The 24809-nt window shown below is 67.5% G+C and carries 18 protein-coding genes; 6 read left to right on the plus strand and 12 right to left on the minus strand.

Annotated elements, in window-relative coordinates:
- Window positions 1-345 precede the first annotated feature (345 nt).
- The 3 genes from IEY95_RS18465 to IEY95_RS18475 all read left to right on the plus strand — a co-directional run bounded on the left by IEY95_RS18465 (window position 346) and on the right by IEY95_RS18475 (window position 3466).
- Complete coding sequence (locus IEY95_RS18465) at window positions 346-1416, plus strand: ParA family protein (protein ID WP_189187366.1); 1071 nt, start codon at window positions 346-348, stop codon at window positions 1414-1416.
- Complete coding sequence (locus IEY95_RS18470) at window positions 1416-2522, plus strand: ParB/RepB/Spo0J family partition protein (protein WP_189187134.1); 1107 nt, start codon at window positions 1416-1418, stop codon at window positions 2520-2522. The genes IEY95_RS18465 and IEY95_RS18470 overlap by 1 nt, the downstream gene beginning before the upstream one ends.
- 326 nt (window positions 2523-2848) lie before the next feature.
- Window positions 2849-3466, plus strand: a complete 618-nt coding sequence (locus IEY95_RS18475; protein ID WP_189187135.1) for a GNAT family N-acetyltransferase — start codon at window positions 2849-2851, stop codon at window positions 3464-3466.
- 96 nt (window positions 3467-3562) lie between these two features.
- Here the strand turns inward: IEY95_RS18475 and trxA are convergent, their stop codons facing one another.
- The 7 genes from trxA to IEY95_RS18510 all read right to left on the minus strand — a co-directional run bounded on the left by trxA (window position 3563) and on the right by IEY95_RS18510 (window position 13383).
- A complete protein-coding gene (gene trxA, locus IEY95_RS18480) occupies window positions 3563-3895 on the minus strand; it encodes a thioredoxin (RefSeq protein WP_007383275.1) in 333 nt (110 codons plus the stop codon).
- 43 nt (window positions 3896-3938) lie between these two features.
- Window positions 3939-4904 carry a thioredoxin-disulfide reductase gene (trxB, locus tag IEY95_RS18485; protein WP_189187136.1) on the minus strand — a complete coding sequence of 322 codons (966 nt, stop codon included), beginning with the start codon at window positions 4902-4904 and terminating at the stop codon, window positions 3939-3941.
- Window positions 4905-5085: 181 nt separating this feature from the next.
- Window positions 5086-6033, minus strand: a complete 948-nt coding sequence (locus IEY95_RS18490) for an anti-sigma factor family protein (RefSeq protein ID WP_189187137.1) — start codon at window positions 6031-6033, stop codon at window positions 5086-5088.
- Window positions 6030-6746 (minus strand): RNA polymerase sigma factor SigM, encoded by a 717-nt coding sequence (sigM, locus tag IEY95_RS18495; RefSeq protein ID WP_189187138.1) that lies wholly within the window; start codon window positions 6744-6746, stop codon window positions 6030-6032. Before sigM ends, IEY95_RS18490 begins: the two co-directional genes overlap by 4 nt.
- A gap of 29 nt (window positions 6747-6775) precedes the next feature.
- Window positions 6776-8497, minus strand: coding sequence for a protein kinase family protein (locus tag IEY95_RS18500; protein ID WP_189187139.1), 1722 nt, complete (start codon window positions 8495-8497; stop codon window positions 6776-6778).
- A 118-nt stretch (window positions 8498-8615) separates the two neighbouring features.
- Window positions 8616-10919: a murein biosynthesis integral membrane protein MurJ gene (murJ, locus tag IEY95_RS18505; protein ID WP_189187140.1), complete on the minus strand. Its 2304-nt coding sequence runs from the start codon at window positions 10917-10919 to the stop codon at window positions 8616-8618.
- 46 nt (window positions 10920-10965) lie between these two features.
- The gene (locus IEY95_RS18510) at window positions 10966-13383 is read right to left on the minus strand and encodes a DUF6049 family protein (RefSeq protein WP_189187141.1); all 2418 of its coding nucleotides are present in this window, start codon (window positions 13381-13383) and stop codon (window positions 10966-10968) included.
- 234 nt (window positions 13384-13617) lie between these two features.
- On the opposite strand from IEY95_RS18510, the gene IEY95_RS18515 reads away from it, so the two are divergent.
- Window positions 13618-15060 carry a CCA tRNA nucleotidyltransferase gene (locus IEY95_RS18515; RefSeq protein ID WP_189187142.1) on the plus strand — a complete coding sequence of 481 codons (1443 nt, stop codon included), beginning with the start codon at window positions 13618-13620 and terminating at the stop codon, window positions 15058-15060.
- 105 nt (window positions 15061-15165) lie between these two features.
- Here the strand turns inward: IEY95_RS18515 and IEY95_RS18520 are convergent, their stop codons facing one another.
- The 4 genes from IEY95_RS18520 to IEY95_RS18535 all read right to left on the minus strand — a co-directional run bounded on the left by IEY95_RS18520 (window position 15166) and on the right by IEY95_RS18535 (window position 18956).
- Window positions 15166-15693 (minus strand): LppU/SCO3897 family protein, encoded by a 528-nt coding sequence (locus tag IEY95_RS18520; protein WP_189187143.1) that lies wholly within the window; start codon window positions 15691-15693, stop codon window positions 15166-15168.
- A gap of 112 nt (window positions 15694-15805) precedes the next feature.
- Complete coding sequence (locus tag IEY95_RS18525) at window positions 15806-17068, minus strand: MFS transporter (RefSeq protein WP_189187144.1); 1263 nt, start codon at window positions 17066-17068, stop codon at window positions 15806-15808.
- 78 nt (window positions 17069-17146) lie between these two features.
- Window positions 17147-18229: an inositol-3-phosphate synthase gene (locus tag IEY95_RS18530; RefSeq protein ID WP_189187145.1), complete on the minus strand. Its 1083-nt coding sequence runs from the start codon at window positions 18227-18229 to the stop codon at window positions 17147-17149.
- Between the two features lie 43 nt (window positions 18230-18272).
- Window positions 18273-18956, minus strand: a complete 684-nt coding sequence (locus tag IEY95_RS18535; protein ID WP_189187146.1) for a PadR family transcriptional regulator — start codon at window positions 18954-18956, stop codon at window positions 18273-18275.
- Between the two features lie 374 nt (window positions 18957-19330).
- Here IEY95_RS18535 and IEY95_RS18540 point away from each other — a divergent pair, with 374 nt between their 5' ends.
- Together IEY95_RS18540 and IEY95_RS18545 are read left to right on the plus strand one after the other, a co-directional pair.
- The gene (locus tag IEY95_RS18540; RefSeq protein ID WP_189187147.1) at window positions 19331-22048 is read left to right on the plus strand and encodes a transglycosylase domain-containing protein; all 2718 of its coding nucleotides are present in this window, start codon (window positions 19331-19333) and stop codon (window positions 22046-22048) included.
- A 118-nt stretch (window positions 22049-22166) separates the two neighbouring features.
- The gene (locus IEY95_RS18545) at window positions 22167-23672 is read left to right on the plus strand and encodes a glycosyltransferase family 87 protein (protein WP_189187148.1); all 1506 of its coding nucleotides are present in this window, start codon (window positions 22167-22169) and stop codon (window positions 23670-23672) included.
- A gap of 91 nt (window positions 23673-23763) precedes the next feature.
- Here the strand turns inward: IEY95_RS18545 and IEY95_RS18550 are convergent, their stop codons facing one another.
- Entirely contained in the window at window positions 23764-24795 is a 1032-nt protein-coding gene (locus IEY95_RS18550; protein ID WP_189187149.1) for an alanine racemase, read from the minus strand.
- Window positions 24796-24809: the final 14 nt, after the last annotated feature.

Here is a 24809-nt window from a genome sequence, read left to right on the forward strand (position 1 = left end):
CCGAGGACTCTCGGCTCCGCTGTGTGGGGAGCCGAGAGTTTTTCTGTACGGGGCCAGGAGTTCTTCGTCACTCCCGCTGATCCGTCCTGAGGACGAGCCGTACTCCACACAAGCTGCCAAACCAATGCAACTCGGAGTGTCGCGCCGTGATGGCCGTGGCCGCTATGCATCGTGTTTCACGTGAAACGTCGCTCACTGTTGCACGGCATCATCAGTCGCGGCCGCGCCGCGGCCGAACCCCGCGACCGGAGGCCTCTCGGCTCACTCGGAGAGGGTGTGGAGTTGTCCACAGAGGTGGATTTCTCCACAGAAGAACGGGCCTCGCTGGTTCACGACCCCGAAGGCATGGGAGGCTCTGTTCATTGCGAGCCTGAAGTCGAGGAGAGTGAATCCTTGCGGTCCGACGCCAACATCGCGGGACCGATGACCGATCCGGTCCCCGGTCCCCGTACCGAGTCGATGGGGGAGGATGTTTCACGTGAAACACCGCCCCCGATGGACGACACTCCCATTGGTCGTGCTGCCCAACTGGCCGTGGAGGCGCTAGGGCGCGCCGGTGAGGGCCTGCCACGGCCCGAGCAGACCCGCGTCATGGTGGTTGCCAACCAGAAGGGTGGGGTGGGTAAGACCACGACCACGGTCAACCTGGCTGCCTCGCTGGCCCTGCACGGCGGCCGTGTCCTGGTGATCGACCTCGACCCTCAGGGCAACGCCTCCACCGCGCTGGGCATCGACCATCACGCCGAAGTCCCATCCATCTACGACGTGTTGATCGACAGCAAGCCGCTCTCCGAAGTCGTTCAGCCGGTCCCTGATGTCGAGGGTCTCTTCTGTGCCCCCGCCACGATCGATCTCGCCGGTGCGGAGATCGAGCTGGTGTCCCTGGTGGCACGGGAGAGTCGGCTGGAGCGAGCGATCCAGGCCTACGAGCAGCCGCTGGACTACATCCTCATCGACTGCCCGCCGTCGCTCGGACTCCTGACGGTCAACGCGCTGGTTGCCGGTGCGGAGGTCCTCATCCCCATCCAATGCGAGTACTACGCGCTGGAAGGCCTGGGCCAGCTCCTGCGCAACGTGGACCTGGTCCGGGGGCACCTCAACCCCAACCTCCATGTCTCGACGATTCTGCTCACCATGTACGACGGCCGGACACGTCTCGCGTCCCAGGTCGCGGACGAGGTGCGCAACCACTTCGGCGACGAGGTGCTGCGGACGAGCATTCCTCGCTCGGTCCGTATCTCCGAGGCCCCGAGCTACGGGCAGACGGTACTGACCTACGATCCTGGGTCGAGCGGTGCTCTCTCGTATCTTGAGGCCGCACGAGAAATCGCCCTCCGCGGAGTCGGTGTGGCTTACGACGCGCAACACGCCCACTTGGGCGCACAGAATGATCAGAGCATGGTGGAGGGGATCTAGTGAGTGAGCGACGACGAGGGCTGGGGCGGGGCCTCGGCGCACTGATCCCGGCGGCTCCGACCGGAGAGAACGCGGCTTCTTCGGCTTCCTCGGCAGCGGGTGGATCCTCCACCTCACCGACGGCCGTACCCGTGCTCACCGCGGAGCGCGGGGTGGCGGCGGCGAAGGTGGCCACACTGCCGCCTGTTTCACATGAAACGGAGGAACCTTCGGCGAATGGAGCCCTGGAGGCTTCCTCTGCGCCTCTCAGTGCTCACTTCGCCGAACTGCCCCTCGACTTCATCACCCCCAACCCACGCCAGCCCCGTGAGGTGTTCGACGAAGACGCACTTGCTGAACTCGTCACCTCCATCAAGGAAGTCGGGCTGCTCCAGCCGGTCGTCGTTCGGCAGGTGGGCCCGGCGCGCTACGAGCTCATCATGGGCGAGCGGCGCTTCCGGGCGTGCCGTGAGGCGGGGCTGGAGGCCATTCCGGCGATCGTGCGGGCCACGGAGGACGAGAAGCTCCTCCTGGACGCCCTGCTGGAGAACCTGCACCGCGCCCAGTTGAACCCGCTGGAAGAGGCGGCCGCCTACGACCAGCTGCTCAAGGACTTCAACTGCACGCACGACCAGCTGGCGGACCGCATCGGCCGCTCGCGCCCGCAGGTCTCCAACACCCTGCGTCTACTGAAGCTCTCGCCGGCGGTCCAGCGTCGCGTTGCCGCCGGAGTCCTTTCCGCGGGGCATGCACGAGCTCTGCTCTCCGTCGATGACTCGGAGGAGCAGGACCGGCTCGCTCACCGCATTGTGGCCGAGGGGCTTTCGGTGCGGGCGGTCGAGGAGATCGTCACCCTCATGGGATCGCGGCCGCAGACCGCGCCGCGTTCCAAGGGGCCGCGAGCCGGCGCTCGGCTCTCTCCGGCGCTGAGTGATCTGGCAACGCGCCTCTCGGACCGTTTCGAGACGCGGGTGAAGGTCGATCTGGGGCAGAAGAAAGGCAAGATCACCGTCGAGTTCGCCTCGATGGACGACCTTGAGCGCATCCTGGGCACTCTCGCCCCGGGCGAGGGTCCGGTCCTTCAGAACAGCCTCCTGGACGGTGGCTCCGAGGACACGGAAGACTGAGTCGCTCAGCGGCGGGTTGAACTTCACAAGTCGAACAGCAGCGCGGGCCGTGTCCGGTGTGTACCGGAACACGGCCCGCTCTTTGCTTTCTGACGGTATCGATGGAATCGCATCGTGGATACGATGCGATCGGGTATGGCGCATCCACCTGGCGGCACCTTCATTGGGGAGGCGGGGGCCATGCAAACCGTGAGCCGCACCGGACTGGTGACCGCGGGCCTGGGCCTGGGAGCGGTCGGCGGCTTCGTCGGCAGCCTGCTCAGGGAGCGAAGCGCTCTGACAGCCGCCCGCGATGCTGCGGGCGAAGGAAGCGAGGAACATCCTTCATGGGGCGCCGGCTCGTACCGCTCACGCTGGACAACCTTCAGGACCTTCCCAACCGCTGTCGCGCGTGTGTCTTCTGGGAGCTGGATCCAGTCAGCGGTGAGGCCGCGGTAAACGCGGGCACTCCCGCCCTGGAAAAGGAAGCCTGGATCTCTGCGGTCCTGTTGGACTGGGGTTCCTGCGGCCGTGTCGTCTACGTGGACGACGTACCGGTCGGCTTCGTGCTGTATGCGCCCCCCGCCTACGTCCCCCGCTCAACAGCATTTCCCACGAGCCCGGTGTCGCCGGACGCGGTTCAGCTGATGACCGCCTTCATCATGCCGGGCTATCAGGGTCAGGGACTCGGCCGGGTGATGGTCCAGACGGTCGCCAAGGATCTGCTGCGCCGTGGCTTCAAAGCGATCGAGGCCTTCGGGGACGCGCGGTGGAAGGAACCGGCCTGTGTGCTGCCCGCCGACCATCTGCTCGCTGTTGGCTTCAAGACGGTCCGGCCGCACCCCACCTATCCACGGCTGAGGCTGGAGCTGCGAACGACGCTCTCCTGGAAGGAGGACGTCGAGCTGGCGCTGGACCGCCTCCTGGGAGCGGTACAGAAAGAACCGGCACTCCGTCCCCTGTAGCCGGCGCTCTGCCTATACGGCGAATGGGCCAGCCCTTCCGGGCTGGCCCATTCGTGTTTCACGTGAAACGTACGGCGCTCGTGCGGCCGTCACCGACTACTCGGCGATGAAGTCCTCAAGGTCGCGAACGATCGCGGCCTTCGGCTTCGCACCGACGATGGTCTTGGCGACCTCGCCACCCTGGTAGACGTTCAGGGTCGGGATCGACATGACGCCGTACTTGGCGGCCGTGCCCGGGTTCTCGTCGATGTTGAGCTTGACGATCTCGATCTTGTCGCCGTACTCGGCGGCGATCGCCTCGAGGGACGGAGCGATCTGGCGGCACGGACCGCACCAGGCGGCCCAGAAGTCCACCAGGACGGGCTTGTCGCTCTTGAGGACGTCCTGCTCGAAGGAGTCGTCGGTCACATTCTTCAGGGTGCCGGCCACGGCGGGCTCCTTAACTTGATTCTGCGGTGAGGCGGATGGGGGATTAGACGGTGGCGGTCGCGGCAGCGGTCTCGCTGTCCGCGAGAGCGGCGAGGTAGCGCTCCGCGTCGAGGGCGGCCGAGCAACCGGTGCCGGCCGCGGTGATCGCCTGGCGGTACGTGTGGTCGACCACGTCACCGGCGCCGAAGACACCGGTCAGGTTTGTCCGGGTCGAAGGTGCCTCAACCTTCAGGTAGCCCTCGTCGTCCAGCTCGAGCTGACCCTTGAAGAGCTCGGTGCGCGGGTCGTGACCGATCGCGATGAACAGGCCGGTGACCGGGAGTTCCGAAGTCTCCCCGGTCTTCAGGTTGCGCAGCGTCAGGCCTTCGAGCTTGGGGCTGCCCTTGATCTCGGCGACCTCGCTGTCCCAGACGAACTTGATCTTCGGGTCGGCGAAGGCGCGCTCCTGCATCGCCTTCGAGGCGCGCAGGCTGTCCCGGCGGTGGACGATCGTCACGGACTTGGCGAAGCGGGAGAGGAAGGTGGCCTCCTCCATCGCGGTGTCACCACCGCCGATCACGGCGATGTCCTGGTCCTTGAAGAAGAAGCCGTCACAGGTCGCGCACCAGGAGACGCCACGACCGGAGAGGGCGTCCTCGTTGGGCAGGGCGAGCTTGCGGTGCTGGGAGCCCGTCGTGACGATGACAGCCTTGGCGTGGTGCACGGTGCCCGACGTGTCCGTGACGGTCTTGATCTCGCCCGTCAGGTCGACGGCGACGATGTCATCCGGAACCAGCTCGGCACCGAAGCGCTCGGCTTGGGCGCGCATGTTGTCCATGAGCTCGGGGCCCATGATGCCGTCCTGGAAGCCGGGGAAGTTCTCCACCTCGGTCGTGGTCATCAGGGCACCGCCTGCGGTGACGGCGCCCTCGAACACCAGCGGCTTCAGCGACGCGCGCGCGGTGTAGAGCGCTGCCGTGTAGCCGGCGGGCCCGGAGCCGATGATGATCACGTTACGGACGTCGCTCACGGCTTGATTCCTCGTCTCTGGAGAATGCTGCGTACCGGTGGGAGCCTCTCTCAGTACTCTCACCCCACCCAACGGATCCTAAGGGGCTTCAATTCCCGGTGTGTCCGGGCACACGGAGACGCGCAACCGCACAGAGATGCCATGCGGTATCCGGGGAGGAGACGGTGGGCTACTGACGTCCTCAGGACTTGGCGTAGGACTGGGTCAGCAGCAGCTTGCCGGGGGATGTCGAGCCCTGTTTCTCGCACGCGTCGTCGACGATGTAGGCCGCGACTTTCGTGCTGTCGGAGGCGTCGGGCTGCACGACGAGATAGACGCTCGTCCCCTTGTAGGTGCCCTTCTCGGCAGCGAGGACTACCCCACTGTTGCCTGTCCCCTGCTGGACGCAGTCAGGGACGGGAACGGTGGGCGAGATCAAGGTGCCGACCCCGCCGGAGTCGGTCTCCGCGCCATTGGATTCAATGCCCCAGGGCTTCGCGCTGCCGGAACGGCTGCCCGTGCTCTTGTTCTTCGCGAGGAGATCCGCGACGTGATGCTTCAGCTGTCCCTCGGAGAAGGTGACCGTCGAGCCCGATTCCTGCGTCGTTGTCGTCTCGGAGCCCTTGCCGTCGCCGCCCATCGACTGTACGAGGATCGCGCCCAGCCCCAGAGCGGCGGCCGTGAAGACCGTGCCGAGAACCGCCGCCCTGCGCCGCCCACGCCGTACTCGGTGGGCACGGCCGGGGCCGGTGGACGCACGGGGATGTCCCGAGGGACGGTCTGCGGACGAAGTGGGGCCCGAGTCGGCCGCTGCGACGGAGAGGCCGGCGGTGGATGTTTCACGTGGAACACTCGCCCCGTCGTCCGCCGCGCCGGATGCGTGATCGGGCGACGTGGCACTCAGCAAGGCTTCCGCGGCCAGGGCGGCATCGATGCGCCCGGCCACGTCGTCGGGCATCCGCGTCGGGCCCGGCAAGGTGCCGAGAAGACCCCGGATCTCCTCCAGCGAGTCGTACACGTCGGCACAGAGCACACAGCCTTCGAGGTGCTGTCGCACGTTCGCGGTACGGGCAGGCGGGAGCAGACCTTCGGTGAGGTCGGAGAGTTCCGCGACGTCCGGGTGCCCGGCCGTATCCGTCGTGGATGTCACGCTCGCCCACCTCCGCCCTTCACAGCAGCTGAATCGCTTGGCCCTGCATCGTGTGGTCCCGCTGCCGGTGGGACGGATGTCCCCTGCGTCCGGTTCCTTCCGCCGCCCGACTTCTTGCTGTCTTTGTCGCTCCCGTTCTCCGTACGGAGATGGGTGAGCAGCGGGAGCAGTCTGGCTCTGCCGCGTGCGCAACGGCTCTTCACGGTGCCGGTCGGCACATCGAGGATGCGGGCCGCCTCCGCCACGGGGTAGCCCTGCATGTCCACCAGGACGAGGGCGGCACGCTGGTCGGCCGGGAGCGTGCCCAGTGCTTCCAGGAGTTCGCGGTGCAGATCGTTGCGCTCAGCCGGAGCGGAGGCGGACTCGTGCGGTTCGAGGAGCTGCTCCAGGCGTTCGGTGTCGTCGACGGGAGAGGTCTTCCTGGTGGCGGCCTTGCGGGCGCGGTCCAGGCAGGCGTTCACCGTGATGCGGTGCAGCCAGGTCGTGACGGCCGACTGGCCGCGGAAGGTGTGGGCGGCTCGGTAGGCGGAGACCAGCGCGTCCTGGACGGCGTCAGCGGCCTCCTCGCGGTCTCCCAGCGTCCGCAGCGCCACCGCCCACAGTCGGTCGCGGTGACGCCGTACGAGCTCACCGAAGGCGTCGGGATCGCCCTCTACATGGCGGGCGAGGAGATCCTGATCGCTTGCTTCGCCGTATCCGGCTTCATCGGCCATCGGACCCCCTCCCCTTCGCCTTCGAGCCGTCAGCCGGTGAACTTCACGTCCGTGATGGCCTGCTTGTAGCCGTCGCCGCTGTACTGGTCACCGGCCGCACGTGGCATCGCGGTGATCCACAGCAGCACGTGCTGGCTCTTCACCTTCTTGCCGATCGTGATTTTCGCGGTGGTGCCGCTCGTCGTCACGGTCCCGATCTTCGTCATCGACTCCAGGGGAGTCGATGAGCTCGCCGAGTCCGTGGCGTAGAGGGTGATCGTCGTGTGGTCACCCGGATACAGGAGCCCTATCGAGGCGGCCGAGATCGTCTGCTGCGAGCCGAGGTCGTAGACGATCCCGACACCGGGCTTGAAGGACGGCTTCATCTCAGGACCGTCTACGAAGCTCTTGGTCCGCCAATACGTCGAGCTGTTGCCGTCGTACGTGTTGTCCACGTCCTCAGGTGCCTGGGCGTCCCCCTTCGCGACGTACTCCTGGGCACCCTGGATCTTGATCTGCTTGACCGGCTTGGTCTTGTCGCCGTTCTTGTCGTTGCCGTCGTTCGTGTGGGTCCGGTTGGTGTTGTCGTCCGACTTGCCGCGGTCCATCAGCGCGTCGGCGAGCTGCCAGCTACCAAGGCCCAGCGCGGCGATGAGGAGCGCCGACACGGCCCACTTGAGGGCTTTGCCGGTACGGCTCTGCAGCGGGGGCGGCGGGGCCGGTACGGGCTGCGTGACACCCGGACGCGGGGCAGGGCGCCCGTACGTGCCCTGCTGATACGTCGTGCGCTGGTATTCGGGCGGGGCGGTGAACGCCGGCTCCGGCGGGCGGATGCGGGGCATCTCGCTGATCGCCTTCACCAGCTCCTCCGGCGTGGTGCACGGGGATTCATGGCGGGAGGCGGTCGCGCCGTCGTTGGCGAGCGCACGCATGGCGAGCTCCGACAGGCCCCGGTGAACACCGGCGCGTACCTGATCGGGGGCGATGAGACCGACGCCCTTGGGCAGCCCGGAGAGGCCGTACGCGTCGTTCTCGTACGGCCAGCGCTGGGTGAGCGCGGCGTACAGGAGCGCGCCGATCGCCTCCGTGTCGGTGCGTTGGGGGGTGTCGGAGCTGATGCCGCGCAGCGCGGCGTTCACTGCGAGCCCCCGGATGCGCCATTGGCCGGACGAGGTGCGCAGCACGGCGCCCGGGGTCAGCCGCAGATGCGCGAGGCCCTCACGATGCGCTGCGGCCATGGCCTGGGAGACCTGGCTGACCATCTGGTAGGCGTCGTGCACTTCGAGCGGGCCCGGGGTCAGGAGCGTCGTCAGCTCCGTGGCGTCCGGCAGCCACTCGTGCACGACATAGACGAGGTCGTTCTCCTCGACCGCGTCCAGGACCTGGACGAAGCGGGGATCGCCCAGCAGGGCGGACGAGCGGGCCGCCGCCAGTACCGAGCGGGCCCGCGGATGGTCGGCGGGCAGCAGGTGCACGCCGACGGCGCGGCGGAGTTTCTCGTCCACCGCACGCCAACTGCTGAAACCGTCCAGACGGGTGACGCACTCCTCAAGGCGGTAGCGTCTGGCGAGCTTGTGACCGCTGTGCAACTCGGGCGGTGAGGCCTTTTCGGGACGCTCGGTCCCGCCGCTCCCCTGTGCCTCTTCGCTCTCCGTGTCCCGCTCCCGGTTCTGGGCCACCCCGTCGGCCGTGGACTGGTCCGCCTTGGCGGTCAGCGGCTCGTCACCGCTGTTGTCTGCCACGTCGACGGCAGCCGTGCTCCGTTCCGCCACCGTCGTTCCTGCCTCCCCATCCGTTGCGCGCTGTCCGCCGCAGAAACCAATTGTGCCCACAGTCCGGCGCTATGCACGACACACGGCGACGGACGATGGTTGTGCGCATACCCCCGCCTCAGCGCCCCAGGCGCCCGCGGACCATTCCGACCATTGAGTTGAGTTCTTCGATGCGCATCTTGCGCGCAGCGATGTAGAAGACGCCGAGCAGGGCGATCGAGCCGACCAGCAGGGCAGCGATCGACCCGAGGGCCCCGTGTCCCAGAGCCCCGGTGATCGCGAACCCGACCGCGCCGCCGATGACGGCGCCAGGGACGGCCGCGAGGCAGAGACGCGCATACGTCCGCAGTACGCTCGCGCCGTCCAGATCGCCGCCGAGCCGCCTGCGCAGCCGCTGCCAGGCGACGCCGACGCCGACGGCGTACGCGAGGCCGTATGCGCCGGCCATGCCGACGACGGCCCACTGCGCGGGAAGGATCACGTAGCACAGGGCTGAGGCGGCCGCGTTGACCGCCGCCACGATGACCGTGTTGTAGAAGGGCGTGCGGGTGTCCTCGTACGCGTAGAAGCCGCGCAGGACCACGTACTGCACGGAGAACGGGATGAGGCCGAGACCGAAGGCCATCAGGACGTAGCCCTGGGACTGGGCGGCTCCGATACCGCTGGAGCCGAAGAGCAGGGTGCACATCGGGATGCCGAGCGCGACGAACATGAAGGCCACGGGGACGATCGCGACGGCCGAGGTGCGCAGCCCCTGGGAGATGTCGTCGCGCACCGCACCGGGGTCGCCGTCGTGGGCCGCGCGCGAGATGCGGGGCAGCATCGCGGCCATGACCGAGACGGTGATGATCGCCTGCGGCATGCCCCAGATCAGCTGCGCGTTGGAGTAGGCCATGATGCCCGCGCCGCTCTTGCCGGAGGCCTTGCCTGCAGCCGTCGCGAGCTGGGTGACGACGAGGACGCCTGCCTGGTTGGCGAGGACGAACAGCACGGTCCACTTCGCGAGCTTGACCGCCTTGCCGAGACCGTGGCCCTTCCAGTCGAACCGCAAGCGGAAGCGGAAGCCGGTCTCGCGCAGGTAGGGCACCATCGCCACGGCCTGCACGACCAGGCCGAGCAAGGTGCCGATGCCCAGAAGACGGACTCCGTCGGGGGGGATGTTGTGCACCGACATGCCGGAGTCCGCGGCGGTCCCGTACACCCACAGGAACAGGCCGAAGGTGGCGATCATGACGATGTTGTTGAGGACCGGAGTCCACATCATCGCGCCGAACTTGCCGCGGGCGTTGAGGATCTGGCCCATCACCACGTGGATGCCCATGAAGAAGATCGTGGGCAGGCAGTAGCGGGCGAAGGTGACGGCGACGTTGTTCGAGGCAGGGTCGCTGGCGACGGCGTCCGACATCAGCCGGATCAGCAGCGGCGCGGCGAAGACGACGAGCGTGACGATCACGCCGAGGGCGACCATGACGAGGGTCAGCAGGCGGTTGGCGTAGGCCTCACCACCGTCCTCGTCCTCCTTCATGGACCGCACCAGTTGCGGCACGAACACGGAGTTGAGGCCACCGCCGACCGTCAGGATGTAGATCATCGTCGGCAGCGTGTACGCCACGCTCCACACGTCGCCGAGTGTCGCGGCGCCCAGGGCCGCCGTAATGATCATGGTCCGGACGAAACCGGTGAGCCGGGACACCAGCGTGCCCGCGGCCATCACCGCGCTCGATTTCAGCAGACCCGATGCCCGTCCGCCCTTCTTCGACGCGGGCGCGGGCGCAGATGTGGGGGTGAGCGTCATCGTCTGGTCGGACGCCGGGCCGGGAGGCTGTGCCGCCATCCCCTGGTTCCCGGATGGTGCCGGGGACGGGGCGGGGACGGCTGCGGCCTCCGCAGGAGGACGACCGCCGGCCTGCTGCTGGTCACGGAAGAGATGGGCGAAGGCGTCGGGTTCGTGACGCTCCTCACCGGCCTGGGTGACCAGGTCGTCGACGCCCACGAACTGGGTCGTGCGCGCGTCCTCTCCGTAGGGCAGGTGCCGTGTCGGGCCGGCCGGTTCCGGAGGGGGCGTCTGGGCCCACACGCGCGGGTCGGGGGCGTGCTGCGGCGTGGGCGGCTGGGTGTAGAGGGGCTGCTGCGGGTAGTACGTGCCGGGGGGCGGCGGGGGGTGCGCGGCACGGTCGTAGAGCGCCTCGGTCACCGGGTCCTGGGCAGCGAGGTCCTGTGCCCGGTACGGATCCTGGGCGTAGGCGTCCTGGAAGTACATGTCCGCGGGAGATCCCGGCGGCATCTGGGCGTGCTCGGGCGGCGGACCCTCCGGGTAGCCCTCGGGGTAGCCGGAGTGACCCGCGCCCTGGTCCGGGTAGCCCTCGGGGTAGCCCGGGCTGCCGGCGCCCTGGCCACGGTCACCGTCGTACGGCGCGTTCATGGTTACCCCACCTCATCGTCCCCGGGCCCACCGGCCACGACATCGCTCAACGGTCCACTCTCTCACCCGTGCCGGACGGGTCGGCGCTTTCCGGTGCGGTGTCCGGTGTCGGGTCACTCGGGTGCTCCGGGTCGTCTGCCCCGGACTCCACGCCGGATTCCCCTTCGGAACCGTTCGCGGAGTCTTCGGTGTCCTCAGTGTCTACGGTGCCGTCCGTGTCCTTGTTCACGCCCTCGGCCTCGGGACCGTCCTCAGGCCCTTCCGCGGCCCGCACGGCGGCGGTCCGTTTGCGCTGCGTGTACATCCGGAATCCAGCGAGCACGAGCAGCAGGACGCCGCCGCCGATGACCAGCATCACCGTGGACGTGATCTCGGTGACCTTCACTTCGAAGGAGACCTCGGGGCCGTACGCCTGGCCGTCCTTCGTGTACAGCTGGGCGACCACCTCCACCGGACCGTTGGCCTTCGTCGAGGTGGTGAACTTCACCGACTGGCTGTGCTCGCCCGCGACCTGGATCGGCCGCTCGTCGTAGGGACCGTCACCGATCTTGAGGCGGGTGGGCTGGCGCGAGGTGAGGCGCAGCACCAGATTGTCGACGCCCTGCACGAGGTTGTTCTGCACGGTCACGGGGATCGTGGCGCTGCGCCCGGAGAGCTTCGCGTCGGACTTCTCGATGAGATGGACCAGGCCAGTGAGGTCGTTGAGGTACGACTCCACGCCCTCGCGGAAGGACGCCCCCTGGGAGGCGCGGCCCCGCCAGGACGTTGACATCCCCCGGTCTATGGCCCGACCGAACGGGGTGACGACCCGGGACTTGTCGGTGAGGATCACCTGGAAGTTGTCGAGCTTGGTCTGTGTGTCCTGGATCTTCTCGAAAGCCGCTCGCGGCAGCTCCTGCTTGCGCAGCGACGACGGATACGAGGACGCGGAGGGCACCTTCGTGGTGGCGTCCGCGTCCGGCTTGGCCTTGGCGGCCGCGGACAGGTCCTGAGACTCGGACCAGTTCCCTTCCTGGAAGGCCTTGAGTGCCTGCGCCATCGTCTGGGCCTGGCTCGCGGACGGCATGCGCTGTGGGGCGACCACGATGCTGCGCTGCTCGTCCGGCTCCTGCAGGTTGATCATCAGGCTCTGGGCGAGGAATTCCTGTACCGCGAGCGTGGAGGTGTCGGCCTTCGTCATGTCGCCCTGGAAAGCGGTCGACAGTCGGGCGTCGGCGACCACCGCCGTCGTGCCGCCGCCGATGGGGCGCGCCGCGCTCGGCGTGTACGGCAGTCCGCCCCTCTCACGCAGGCTGTCGCTGCGGGCGATCACCTTGTCGGCACCGGCCGAGGTGGCCACCTTGACGATCGACGGGTCGACGGCACCGTCGGCGGGCCAGGCGAAATCGGTGCTCGGCTTCACATGAAGGATCGTGTCCACCGTGTCGGAGGCCACATCGGTGGCGTCCTTCAGGTGGCTCAGGGAACCTGTGACGTCCTTGCCGTTGTGGGCCAGCGACGCGAGATCGGGGTCGGCGAAGGGGAGGGCGACGACCTTCTTGTCCTGGACCGTCTTCTCCAGCTTGTCGAGCCAGGCCTTGGCGACCCCCTGGCTCTTGCCCGCCGTGGTTCTGCCGTCCTCGGTCCGGATCTGGTAGCCGTCCCTCATCGCGTCGACGGAGGCCAGCAGGTCCGGGTCGAGCACCCAGGTGACGTCGAGGTCGCTGCCCAGAGACAGGAGCTGGTCCAGGCGGCCGCCCGGGGAGATCTCCTTGGCCAGGTCGTCGTTCTTGAAGACGGGCGTCTGCTTCTCGTCCGAGCCGGTTTCCGCGGTGAGGTGGACCGTGGAGATGAGCGGCCAGAGGTACGTCGTCTTCGTCTTCGTGTCCGCCGCCTCGGGCTGCCACGGCAGGAACGTCCGCTGGATCCCGAGGATCTGGTCCCACGGCTGGGCGGCGGTCCGGCCCGTGAGCGAGACACCGAGCTGGTAGACCCCGTCGGAGCCCAGGTCCAGCTCCTTGACCGGCACCGAGATGCTGAAGTGCTGAGAGACGCCCGCCGCGATCTTGGAGAACTCCGTGACGTACTTTCCGCCGACCTCCGGGGCGTCCAGGCCCAGCTGGAACCCGGTGCGCTGTGCGGCGCTGTCGATGGCGGAGCGGCTGCTCAGGGACGGTCCCACCCGCAGGCCCACATGGGCATCCGTGACCGTCTGCTTGCCGTTGTTGGTGACCGAGCCCGAGACGGTGATGGTGTCGCCGTCTGCGGGAGCGCTGGGGCTGAGCGAGTCGAGAGAGACGTCGACCGTACTCGACCCGGTGGCCTCGGCCACGGAGGTCTTCTCCGCAGCGGACGCGGACGTGCTCATGGGCAGCTGGAGCAGCCCTGCCAGCAGGGGTACTCCAGCCAGCAGTGCGCCGCTTCGCCGGAGCCACCGGCGGGCAGGTGAGGGACTCGTCCCCTGGAAGTCTGCCGCCTCGGCCACGCGCTCGCCCGTCCCTCGTCGTCGTCAGTGGTCGTCGGAATGTGCGTCCACGCATGGTAACGATGTGCGCTGAGGGGAAGTGCCGCGGTCCGCTCCACAAGATCGGGGGATCGGGTCCGTTCTGTCCTATATATATGCGTATCAAGGAGGGCGCACGGCCAGGGACGGCTGGAGCACCTGTGCATATTTAATGGAGGCGCCCGCGCCCGTGCGGGCCACGTACCCTTTTCTGTTGTGCCGAACGCCAACGAAGACAATCCCCGTGCCCTGAATCAGGTGCAGCACCGCGCGGTGAATGAACTGCTGCGGGTGTCTCCTGTCGCCGACGACCTAGCCCGCCGTTTCCAGGACGCCGGGTTCTCGCTCGCCCTGGTCGGCGGCTCTGTCCGGGACGCGCTCCTTGGCCGGCTCGGCAATGACCTGGACTTCACGACCGATGCACGCCCCGAGGACGTACTGAAGATCGTGCGGCCCTGGGCGGACGCCGTGTGGGAGGTCGGGATCGCCTTCGGGACGGTCGGTGCCCAGAAGGACGGCTACCAGATCGAGGTGACCACCTACCGCTCCGAGGCGTACGACCGGACCTCGCGCAAGCCCGAGGTGTCGTACGGCGACTCCATCGAGGAAGACCTTGTACGGCGTGACTTCACGGTGAACGCGATGGCCGTGGCACTGCCGGAGAAGGAGTTCATCGACCCGCACGGTGGCCTCGACGACCTTGCCGATCGCGTCCTGCGCACCCCTGGTACGCCCGAGGCGTCCTTCTCCGACGATCCGTTGCGGATGATGCGTGCCGCGCGGTTCGCGGCGCAGCTCGACTTCGACGTGGCCCCCGACGTCGTCGCGGCGCTGACGGACATGGCCGGCCGTATCGAGATCGTCTCGGCCGAGCGGGTGCGGGACGAGCTGAACAAGCTGATCCTTTCCGCGCACCCCCGTAAGGGCCTGACGCTGCTTGTCGACACCGGACTCGCCGACCATGTGCTGCCTGAGCTTCCCGCTCTGCGGCTGGAGCGCGACGAGCACCACCGGCACAAGGACGTCTACGACCACACGCTGATCGTTCTGGAGCAGGCGATGGCGCTGGAGGAGGACGGTCCCGACCTGACCCTCCGGCTCGCCGCGCTGCTGCACGACATCGGCAAGCCGCGGACGCGTCGATTCGAGGGGGACGGGCGGGTCTCCTTCCACCACCACGAGGTGGTGGGCGCCAAGATGACCAAGAAGCGCATGACAGCGCTCAAGTACCCGAACGATCTGGTGAAGGACGTCTCACGTCTGGTCGAACTGCATCTGCGTTTCCACGGGTACGGCACCGGCGAGTGGACGGACTCCGCAGTTCGTCGCTACGTCCGCGACGGGGGCCCGCTCCTCGACCGCCTCCACAAGCTGACCCGCTCCGACTGCACCACGCGGAACAAGCGGAGGGCGGCGGCGCTCTCCCGTGCGTACGACGGCCTGGAGGAGCGCATCGCCCAGCTCAAGGAGCAGGAAGAGCTCGACGCGATCCGCCCCGACCTCGACGGCAACCAGATCATGGACATCCTGGGTATCGGCCCGGGCCCGGCGATCGGCCAGGCGTACAAGTTCCTGCTGGAGCTCCGGCTGGAGAACGGTCCGATGGAGCACGACGCGGCGGTGGCGGCGCTCAAGGAGTGGTGGGCCGAGCAGAGCTGAGGCCCATGCAGCGGGTCATGTTTCACGTGAAACATGACCCTGGGCAACGCGAAGGGGCGGTGTTTCACGTGAAACACCGCCCCTTCGCGCATCCGGCTCCGCGGGTTACTTGTTGTCCCCCAGGCAGAGCGTGAAGGACTCGCCCGTTTCCTTCCACGTCAGCGTCGCCGTCGTGCCCGTGACGCTTCCGCAGGTCAGCGAAGGCAGCGAGGCGCCGTCGGCCTTCTTGAGGACCTTGTGCGTGGCCTTGGAGTCGCTGCAGTCGACCTGGACGACGTCCGGCTTGTTCGAAGTCCCCTTGTTGTACAGGCAGTCGCCCACGGAAAGCTTCTTGGCGTCATCGCCGTCCTTGTTGATCAGCCAGCCGCCCACAATGATTCCGACGCCCGCGATGGCCACGACTATGCGCAGGTACTGCTTGAAGCTGCGCTTCGGGCGCTGCGGCGGCACGGGGGCGTACGGGGCGCCCTGCTGCGGGAAGCCGGGCTGGCCGGGCTGCTGAGGGTAGCCCGGCTGCTGCGGGTAACCCTGCGGCGGCTGCTGGCCGTACGGGGCCTGCCCCTGGGGCGGCTGGCCGTAGGGCTGCTGACCCTGGGCGAACGGGTTCTGGCCCTGGGGCGGCGGAGTGGTCACTTGGGGGTCCCCCTAGAACGTAGGCGCGTGACGCGAATAAGACGCACGTAAGCTATCGGGCCCCTGTGACAACTCAGTAGCCCGGAGGGGCTCTGTGGCACTGATGTGACACTTACTGCAGTTCGAAGTGGGCCATAGCGGCAGCAATTGCCGCGTAGAGCGCTGCCACGGAGACGACGAGGGAAACCGAGCGTCCGTCAGAAGGCAGTACCAGAGCGGCTACTGCCGCCGCGCCGACGAACGCGACGTTGAAGAGGACGTCGTAGAGGGAGAAGATCCGGCCGCGGAAGCCGTCGTCGACGGATGACTGCACGATCGTGTCCGTGGCGATCTTCGCGCCCTGCGTGGTCAGGCCGAGGACGAAGGCGGCGACCAGCATGGGCGAGGCCGCGAAGGGGAGGCCGAGCGCCGGCTCCAGGATCGCGGCAGCGCCCGCGCATGCGACGATCCAGCCGCCGGAGCCGAGTCGCCCCACTGCCCAGGGGGTCACTACGGCCGCCGCGAAGAAGCCCGCTCCGGAGATGGCCACGGCCAGTCCCAGCAGGGCGAGGCCGTCGTCCGAGTCGGACGACCAGGCGTACCGGCAGAGCATCAGCACCATGACCAACAGGGCGCCGTAGCAGAAGCGCATCAGGGTCATCGACACGAGTGCCCAGGCCGCCTCCCTACGCTCGGGCTCGGCGAGATGGCGTACGCCGGCCACGAGGCCGCGTGCCGTGCCGACGAGCGCCGTAGCCAGGCGTGACTGCACCAACTTCGCGTCGGGGCCCAACAGGTCCGGCGCGATGCGCAGAGAGGCGAGCGCCGCGCACAGATACAGGGCCGCTCCGAGGAGGACGACCGTCGCGTCGGAGTCCGAGGCGACGAGCCGTACGACGAAGGCGAGACCGCCGCCCGTGGTGGCGGCGAGTGTCCCCGCGGTCGGCGACAGGGAGTTGGCCATCACCAGGCGCTCGGAGTCGACGACGCGCGGCAGCGCCGCCGACAGGCCCGCCAGGACGAAGCGGTTGACCGCGGTGACGCACAGCGCGGAGACGTAGAAGAGCCAGTCGGGGACAGGGCTCAGTATCAGGACGGCCGTCACACAGGCCAGCGCCGCCCGCAGCAGGTTGCCGTAGAGCAGGACCTGGCGGCGCCGCCAGCGGTCCAGCAGGACGCCGGCGAAGGGGCCGATGAGGGAGTAAGGGAGCAGGAGGACCGCCATCGCGGAGGCGATCGAGGCCGCGGAGGTCTGCTTCTCCGGTGAGAAGACGACGTACGCGGCGAGCGCGACCTGGTAGACGCCGTCGGCGCCCTGGGACAGCAGTCGTACGCCGAGCAGGCGTCTGAAGCCCTGGAAACGCAGAAGTACGCGCAGGTCACGCACGACAGTCATGGGGCACAGCCTCACATCCGAGGAGGGTCCCCGGGCGGTATGCCCAGGGACCCTCGACAGCACTCACAAAGACGTGCTTTAGCGCTCGACCTCGCCCTTGATGAACTTCTCGACGTTGTCGTAGGCCTCGTCGTCGAAGTACTGGACCGGCGGGGACTTCATGAAGTACGAGGACGCCGACAGGATCGGGCCGCCGATGCCGCGGTCCTTGGCGATCTTCGCGGCGCGCAGGGCGTCGATGATGACACCCGCGGAGTTCGGGGAGTCCCAGACCTCGAGCTTGTACTCCAGGTTCAGCGGGACATCACCGAAGGCACGGCCCTCGAGGCGCACGTACGCCCACTTGCGGTCGTCCAGCCAGGCCACGTAGTCCGACGGACCGATGTGGACGTTCTTCTCGCCCAGGTCGCGGTCGGGGATCTGCGAGGTGACGGCCTGCGTCTTCGAGATCTTCTTGGACTCGAGGCGGTCGCGCTCCAGCATGTTCTTGAAGTCCATGTTGCCGCCGACGTTGAGCTGCATGGTGCGCTCAAGACGGACACCGCGGTCCTCGAACAGCTTCGCCATCACACGGTGCGTGATGGTGGCGCCGACCTGCGACTTGATGTCGTCGCCGACGATCGGGACGCCCGCCTCGGTGAACTTGTCCGCCCACTCCTTGGTGCCGGCGATGAAGACCGGGAGGGCGTTGACGAAGGCGACCTTGGCGTCGATGGCGCACTGGGCGTAGAACTTCGCCGCGTCCTCGGAACCGACGGGCAGGTAGCAGACGAGGACGTCGACCTGCTTGTCCTTGAGGATCTGGACGACGTCGACCGGGGCCTCGGCGGACTCCTCGATGGTCTGGCGGTAGTACTTTCCGAGACCGTCGAGGGTGTGGCCGCGCTGGACCTTGATGCCCTTGTTCGGGACGTCGCAGATCTTGATGGTGTTGTTCTCGCTGGCACCGATGGCGTCGGAGAGGTCGAGGCCGACCTTCTTCGCGTCGACGTCGAAGGCGGCGACGAACTCGACGTCACCGACGTGGTACTCCCCGAACTGGACGTGCATCAGACCGGGCACCTTGGACGCCGGGTCGGCGTCCTTGTAGTACTCGACGCCCTGTACCAGCGAGGCGGCGCAGTTGCCCACGCCGACGATGGCTACGCGAACCGAACCCATTCCGGTTGCTCCCTGTGTGTATCGGTGAAACCCCGAATGGGCCTCACGTGGCGGTGTCGTCGGACGGATCCGGCCGGGTGCTGTCCCGGTGCCGGGGCAGGCCGCCCGTCTCTCCAGATGTGTTGTTCTGTTGAGCGGAGCCTTCGGAGGCGGAACTCTTGATGTCCCGTCCCGCCCGCTCGCTCTCGATGAGCTCGTTCAGCCAGCGCACTTCGCGCTCCACGGACTCCATTCCGTGGCGCTGGAGCTCAAGCGTGTAGTCGTCGAGGCGCTCCCGGGTGCGCGCCAGCGAGGCGCGCATCTTTTCGAGGCGCTCCTCCAGACGGCTGCGGCGACCCTCCAGTACGCGCATGCGTACATCGCGTGACGTCTGACCGAAGAAGGCGAAGCGAGCGGCGAAGTGCTCGTCCTCGTACGCGTCGGGACCCGTCTGCGCGAGAAGTTCCTCGAAGTGGTCCTTACCTTCCGCCGTCAATCGATAGACGATCTTGGCGCGACGCCCCGCGAGTGTTGCCGTGAGGGCGTCTTCAGGTGTGGATCCCGATTCCTCGATCAACCAGCCGTTGGCGACCAGCGTCTTGAGGCAGGGGTAGAGCGTCCCGTAGCTGAACGCACGGAACACACCCAGTGACGTATTGAGTCTTTTGCGCAGCTCATAGCCGTGCATCGGGGACTCGCGGAGCAGGCCGAGTACGGCGAACTCAAGGATCCCGGAACGCCGGCTCATCGTCGCCTCCTCCCTGTCGCTGCCTCGTCGGCACAGTCTTTATGCCGCACTGATGTATCGACTCGATACATCAGCACGATAGAACGGCCATCCGGATGCGACAAGAGGGGTCACGGTGAACGGCGTCACATCACCGATTCATACGAAGCGAGTTGCCTGATTTGGGGTGAACTTCGGCCCTAGGTGGGTTTTGACGGTGCGTAGTCTGTGCGGCATGCACACCACCGGGAACCGAGTGACGCCTGAGGGCGTCAACGTCTTTGGTGCAGTACGGGTGAATGCGCAAACGACCGCATCCGTACTTCGGGGGGACCGGAAACCAGCCGCCGTTTCCAGGCGCGCATGGGTGCGCCTGCCCGAGGAGTAATCGTTCGATGAGCGAGCACCGTCGCAAACTGCCGCAACCGCAGGAAGGCGGACGTGCCGCGGCCCGACGCGGCCAGTCCGGCACGCCCTCCGGTCGCCGTGCGGCACCGCGAGGCGCCACCGGGTCTCCTTCCGACTCCTATGGGTCGGGAGGTGAAGAGGAGCGCCCGTACGGTGGCCGTGCCGAGGCCCGACGGGCGGCACAGAGAAGTGCCGGTGGCGGAGGCCGACGCAGATCGGCCGACGGCGCGGGACGTGGCGGCCCCGGAGGCGGTGGCGGCCGACGTGGTGGCCCCCCGGGCCCCAACGGTCCGGGACGTGGCCGCGGCCGTCCTTCCGGGCCCGTCAAGAAGCGCTTCATCGACTACCCGCGCGCGGGTAGGTACGGCGCGGCGCGCTGGGTCCCGTCCTGGAAGCTCGTGTCGGGACTGTGTATCGGCTTCTTCGGCAGCCTGGTCGCTGTGGCCGGTATCGCGTACGCGATGGTCTCGGTCCCGAAGGTCGCCGACACCGCCAGGGCACAGAACAACGTGTACTACTGGGCTGACGGCAGCGAGATGGTCGCCACCGGTGGTGAGACCAACCGCCAGATCATCAACTACGACCAGATCCCCGAAGCGATGCGGTACGCCGTCATCTCGCAGGAGAACAAGACCTTCGAGACCGACAGCGGCATCGACCCGAAGGGCATCGCCCGAGCCCTCCTCAACATGGCCAAGGGCGGTCAGACGCAGGGCGGCTCGACCATCACCCAGCAGTACGTGAAGAACGCGATGCTGGACGACCAGTCGCAGACGGTCTCGCGGAAGTTCAAGGAGCTCTTCGTAGCGATAAAGGTCGGCGCCACGGTCAAGAAGGAAGACATCATGGCCGGCTACCTGAACTCCGCGTACTACGGTCGCGGGGCCTACGGTATCCAGGCGGCCGCGCGCGCGTACTTCAACGAGGACGCCGTCAAGCTGGACCCCAGCGAGTGCGCCTTCCTCGCGGCGATGCTCAAGGGCGCCACGTACTACGACCCGGCGGGTGCGACGGAGTTCGACCCGGCTGCCGACCCCAAGTCCAACACGAAGCGGGCCACGGCCCAGTGGAGAGACACCCTGGACAAGGAGGTCGAGTACGGCCACTTGAGCGCCTCGGTGCGGGCCAAGTACAAGGAACTCCCCAAGTGGCAGAACCCGCGCTCGAACACCCGGCTCAGCGGCCAGATCGGCTATCTCGTCGACCTCGCCAAGGGCTACATCATCAACAACACCAACATCACCGCCAACCAGCTCCAGCAGGGCGGCTACTCGATCCACACCACCTTCGACAAGAAGAAGGTCGAAGCGCTCCAGGCCGCCGTGAAGAAGGTCCAGAAGGCCAACATCAAGCCCAAGCTGCGTCCGAAGACGGACAAGTACGTCCAGTTCGGTGGGGCTTCCGTCGACCCGAAGACCGGCGCGATCAAGGCAATCTACGGCGGTGAGGACGCGACCAAGCACTTCACCAACAACGCCGACCAGACCGGTGCCCAGGTGGGTTCGACGTTCAAGCCCTTCGTACTGGCGGCCGCCATGTCGTGGGGGGTCAAGGATCCCGACGGCGACCCGGACCAGGCACAGGATGAGCGGACCATCGTCTCTCCGAAGAGCCTGTACAGCGGTAAGAACAAGCTCAAGATCCAGGATTACGACCACACTCCCTGGCAGGATGACAAGGGCAAGGAGTGGCTGCAGAAGAACGACGGTGAGCGGTCCTACAACCCGCCCAGCTACAAGATCGACCTACGTGAGGCGATGCGCGAGTCCGTCAACTCCGCCTATGTCCAGCTGGGCATGGACGTCGGTCTGGACAAGGTGAAGGAAGCCGTCGTGGACGCGGGCATCAAGGAGTCGAGTCTCGCCAGCTCAAGGTTTCCCTCCTTCTCGCTCGGTACCTCCTCCCCGAGCGCGATCCGTATGGCCGGTGCGTACGCGACCTTCGCGGCCAGCGGCAAGCAAAACGACCCGTACTCGGTCGACAAGGTCACCGACAAGGACGGCACGGTCTTCCGGCACGCCGACGTCGAGAAGACCAAGACGGCCTTCACCGCGCGGGTGGCCGACAACGTCACCGACGTCCTGAAGACCGTGGTCGAGAAGGGAACCGGTACCAACGCCCAGCTGACCGGTCGTGAAGTGGCCGGTAAGACCGGTACTACCGACGGCAACAAGTCCGCCTGGTTCGTCGGGTACACGCCGCAGTTGTCGACCTCGATCGGCATGTATCGCATGGACGACAACGAGACCAACAAGAACCGCGAGTTCCTGCAGATGTACGGCACGGGTGGCGAGAAGACGATCCACGGCGCCTCGTTCCCGTCCCAGATCTGGCGCGACTACATGGAACAGGCGCTCAAGGGGCAACCTGTCGAGAACTTCCCGACCCCCGAGCCAATCGGCACGGTCCTCAATGACACCCCGAGCCCGAGCGCGACCCCCTCGGCCACCGAGAGCGCCACGGAGAGTGCGACGCCGACTCCGACCCCCAGCGAGAGTCTGAACTCTCCCTCACCCTCGGTGAGCGAGACCTGTAAAAAGTGGGACTTGAACTGCGGCAGTACCGGCGGGACGGACACGGGTGGCACGGATACCGGTGGAACGGACGGAGGGGTAACCGCCACACCGACGGAGACCACCAGCACCGGATCCACCAGAGGTAATGGCAACGGCAACGGAGGGATCTTCGGAGGGCCGACCGGATAGCCGCCTCCGTCTGTGTTTCACGTGAAACACACCGTTTCACGTGAAACGAGGGCCGCTGCACCGACCAGGTGCGGCGGCCCTCGGCGTATTCCTAGCTGCGTACGGCAGGATGTGCGGCATGCCCAGTGCAGAGACGACGCGAGCGAGCGTGCACGAGCCGGAGCTGGTACGGCCGACCAAGGAGGACGAGGTCGCCGCGAGCGGCAGTGAGCTGATCGGCGGACCCATCGGCCGACGAGCCCTGCCCGGGACGTCCTGGTGGACGCCCGTGCGGATCGTCGCGCTCATCGCGATCGGCATGTTCGCCCTCGGCATGGTGCAGAAGCTGCCGTGCTACGACGGTGGCTGGTTCTTCGGCGCCAGCTCGCAGTACACCCACGCGTGCTACTCCGACATCCCGCACCTCTACCAGGGACGCGGCTTCGCCGACGGTCTTGTGCCGTACTTCGACAAGATCCCCGGCGATATGGACTACCTCGAGTACCCGGTGCTGACCGGTGTGTTCATGGAGGTTGCGGCCTGGCTCACCCCGGGCAGCGGGAGCATCCAGGACCAGGAGCAGATCTACTGGATGGTCAACGCCGGGATGCTGATGGTGTGCGCGGCGGTCATCGCCGTGTGCACTGCGCGCACCCACCGTCGGCGGCCCTGGGACGGCCTCCTGGTCGCCCTAGCGCCCGCTTTCGCGCTTACGGCCACCATCAACTGGGATCTCCTCGCGGTGGCCCTGCTGGCGGCCGCCATGCTGATGTGGTCGCGGGGCCGGGTTCTGGCGTTCGGCGTGCTGATCGGGCTTGCCACGGCCGCCAAGTTCTACCCGTTCCTGGTGCTCGGACCGCTCTTCCTGCTGTGCTGGCGGGCCGGCAAGTGGCGCGAGTTCGGAACCGCGCTGCTCGGCGCCGTCGGCGCCTGGCTCGCCGTGAACCTTCCGGTGATGTACTTCGCGCCGGAAGGCTGGGCGAAGTTCTACAGCTTCAGCCACGACCGCGGCGTCGACTTCGGGTCGGTGTTCCTGTTCATCTCACAGTGGCTGAAGATCACGATCACCTTCCAGGCGGCGAACAACTGGGCGCTGATCATGATGCTGCTCATCTGCGTGGGCCTGACCGCGCTCACGCTCACCGCCCCGCGCCGCCCTCGCTTCGCCCAGCTCGCCTTCCTGATCGTCGCGGCCTTCATCCTCACCAACAAGGTCTACTCGCCCCAGTACGTGCTGTGGCTGGTCCCCCTCGCCGCGCTGGCCCGGCCGCGCTGGCGGGACTTCCTGATCTGGCAGGCGTGCGAGGTCGCGTACTTCCTGGGCATCTGGATGTACCTCGCGTATACGACCAGCGGGGACGCCCACAAGGGCCTGCCGACCGACGGGTACCAAGTCGCCATCGCCGTCCACCTGCTGGGGACGCTGTACCTGTGCGCTGTGGTCGTACGCGACATCTTCATGCCGGACCGCGACATGGTGCGCCGAGCCGGTGACGACGATCCATCGGGCGGTGTCCTGGACGGTGCGGAGGACGTCTTCGTACTCGGGGCCGCGGCCCATCCGCCGCGGCACGCGGCGCACTTCGACGGGCCGCAGGTCGAATGGGGCAGCCAGAGCGCGGCGGCCGGGGACAGTTCGCCCTGAGCGAACAGGGCGTAGGGAAGCCACGCAAAAGGCCGTACACGGTGTTCGTGTACGGCCTCTCTGCTGTTTCCGAGCGGGTCGGACCCTGGGGTCAGCGTTCGACGATGCGGTCGAACTGCGTGGTGGTGTGCCGCAGATGGGCCACCAACTCGTCGCCGACCTTCGGTTCCGTGGCGTCCGCGGGCACGAAGAGGATCGAGACCTGCATGTGCGGGGGCTCCGCGAACCAACGCTGCTTGCCCGCCCAGACGAACGGCGAAAGGTTCCGGTTGACCGTCGCGAGGCCGGCGCGGGCGACACCCTTGGCGCGGGGCATGACGCCGTGCAGCGCCTTGGGGGCCTCCAGGCCCACTCCGTGCGACGTACCGCCCGCCACGACGACCAGCCAGCCGTCGGAGGCCGCCTTCTGCTGCCGGTAGCCGAAGCGGTCGCCCTTCGAGACGCGTGTGACGTCCAGGACGGCCCCGCGGTACTCGGTCGCCTCGTGGTCCCCCAGCCACAGCCTCGTGCCGATGCGGGCGCGGAAGCGGGTCTGCGGGAACTGCTGCTGGAGACGGGCGAGTTCCTCGGCCTTGAGGTGGCTGACAAACATCGTGTGCAGCGGCAGGCGGGCGGCGCGCAGACGGTCCATCCAGCCGATGACCTCCTCGACGGCATCCGAGCCGTCGGTGCGGTCCAGCGGCAGATGGATGGCGAAGCCCTCCAGCCGGACGTTCTCTATGGCGGAGTGCAGGTGGGGCAGATCCTGCTCGCTCACGCCGTGCCGCTTCATCGAGGACATCACCTCAATGACGACACGGGCGCCCACGAGGCCGTACACGCCGTCGATGGACGACACGGAGCGGATGACGCGGTCGGGCAGTGGCACGGGCTCCTCGCCCCGCCTGAACGGTGTCAGGACCAGCAGGTCGCCGCCGAACCAGTCCTTGATCCGGGCGGCTTCGTACGTGGTGCCGACGGCGAGGATGTCCGAGCCCAGGCGGGTGGCCTCGTCCGCGAGCCGCTCGTGGCCGAAGCCATAGCCGTTGCCCTTGCAGACGGGGACCAGCCCCGGAAACTGCTCGGACACCTGCTTGTGGTGTGCCCGCCAGCGCGCGGTGTCGACGTAGAGCGTGAGCGCCATGGCCGGTCCCGGAA

The organism is Streptomyces albiflavescens, assembly GCF_014645835.1.
GTDB lineage: Bacteria > Actinomycetota > Actinomycetes > Streptomycetales > Streptomycetaceae > Streptomyces > Streptomyces albiflavescens.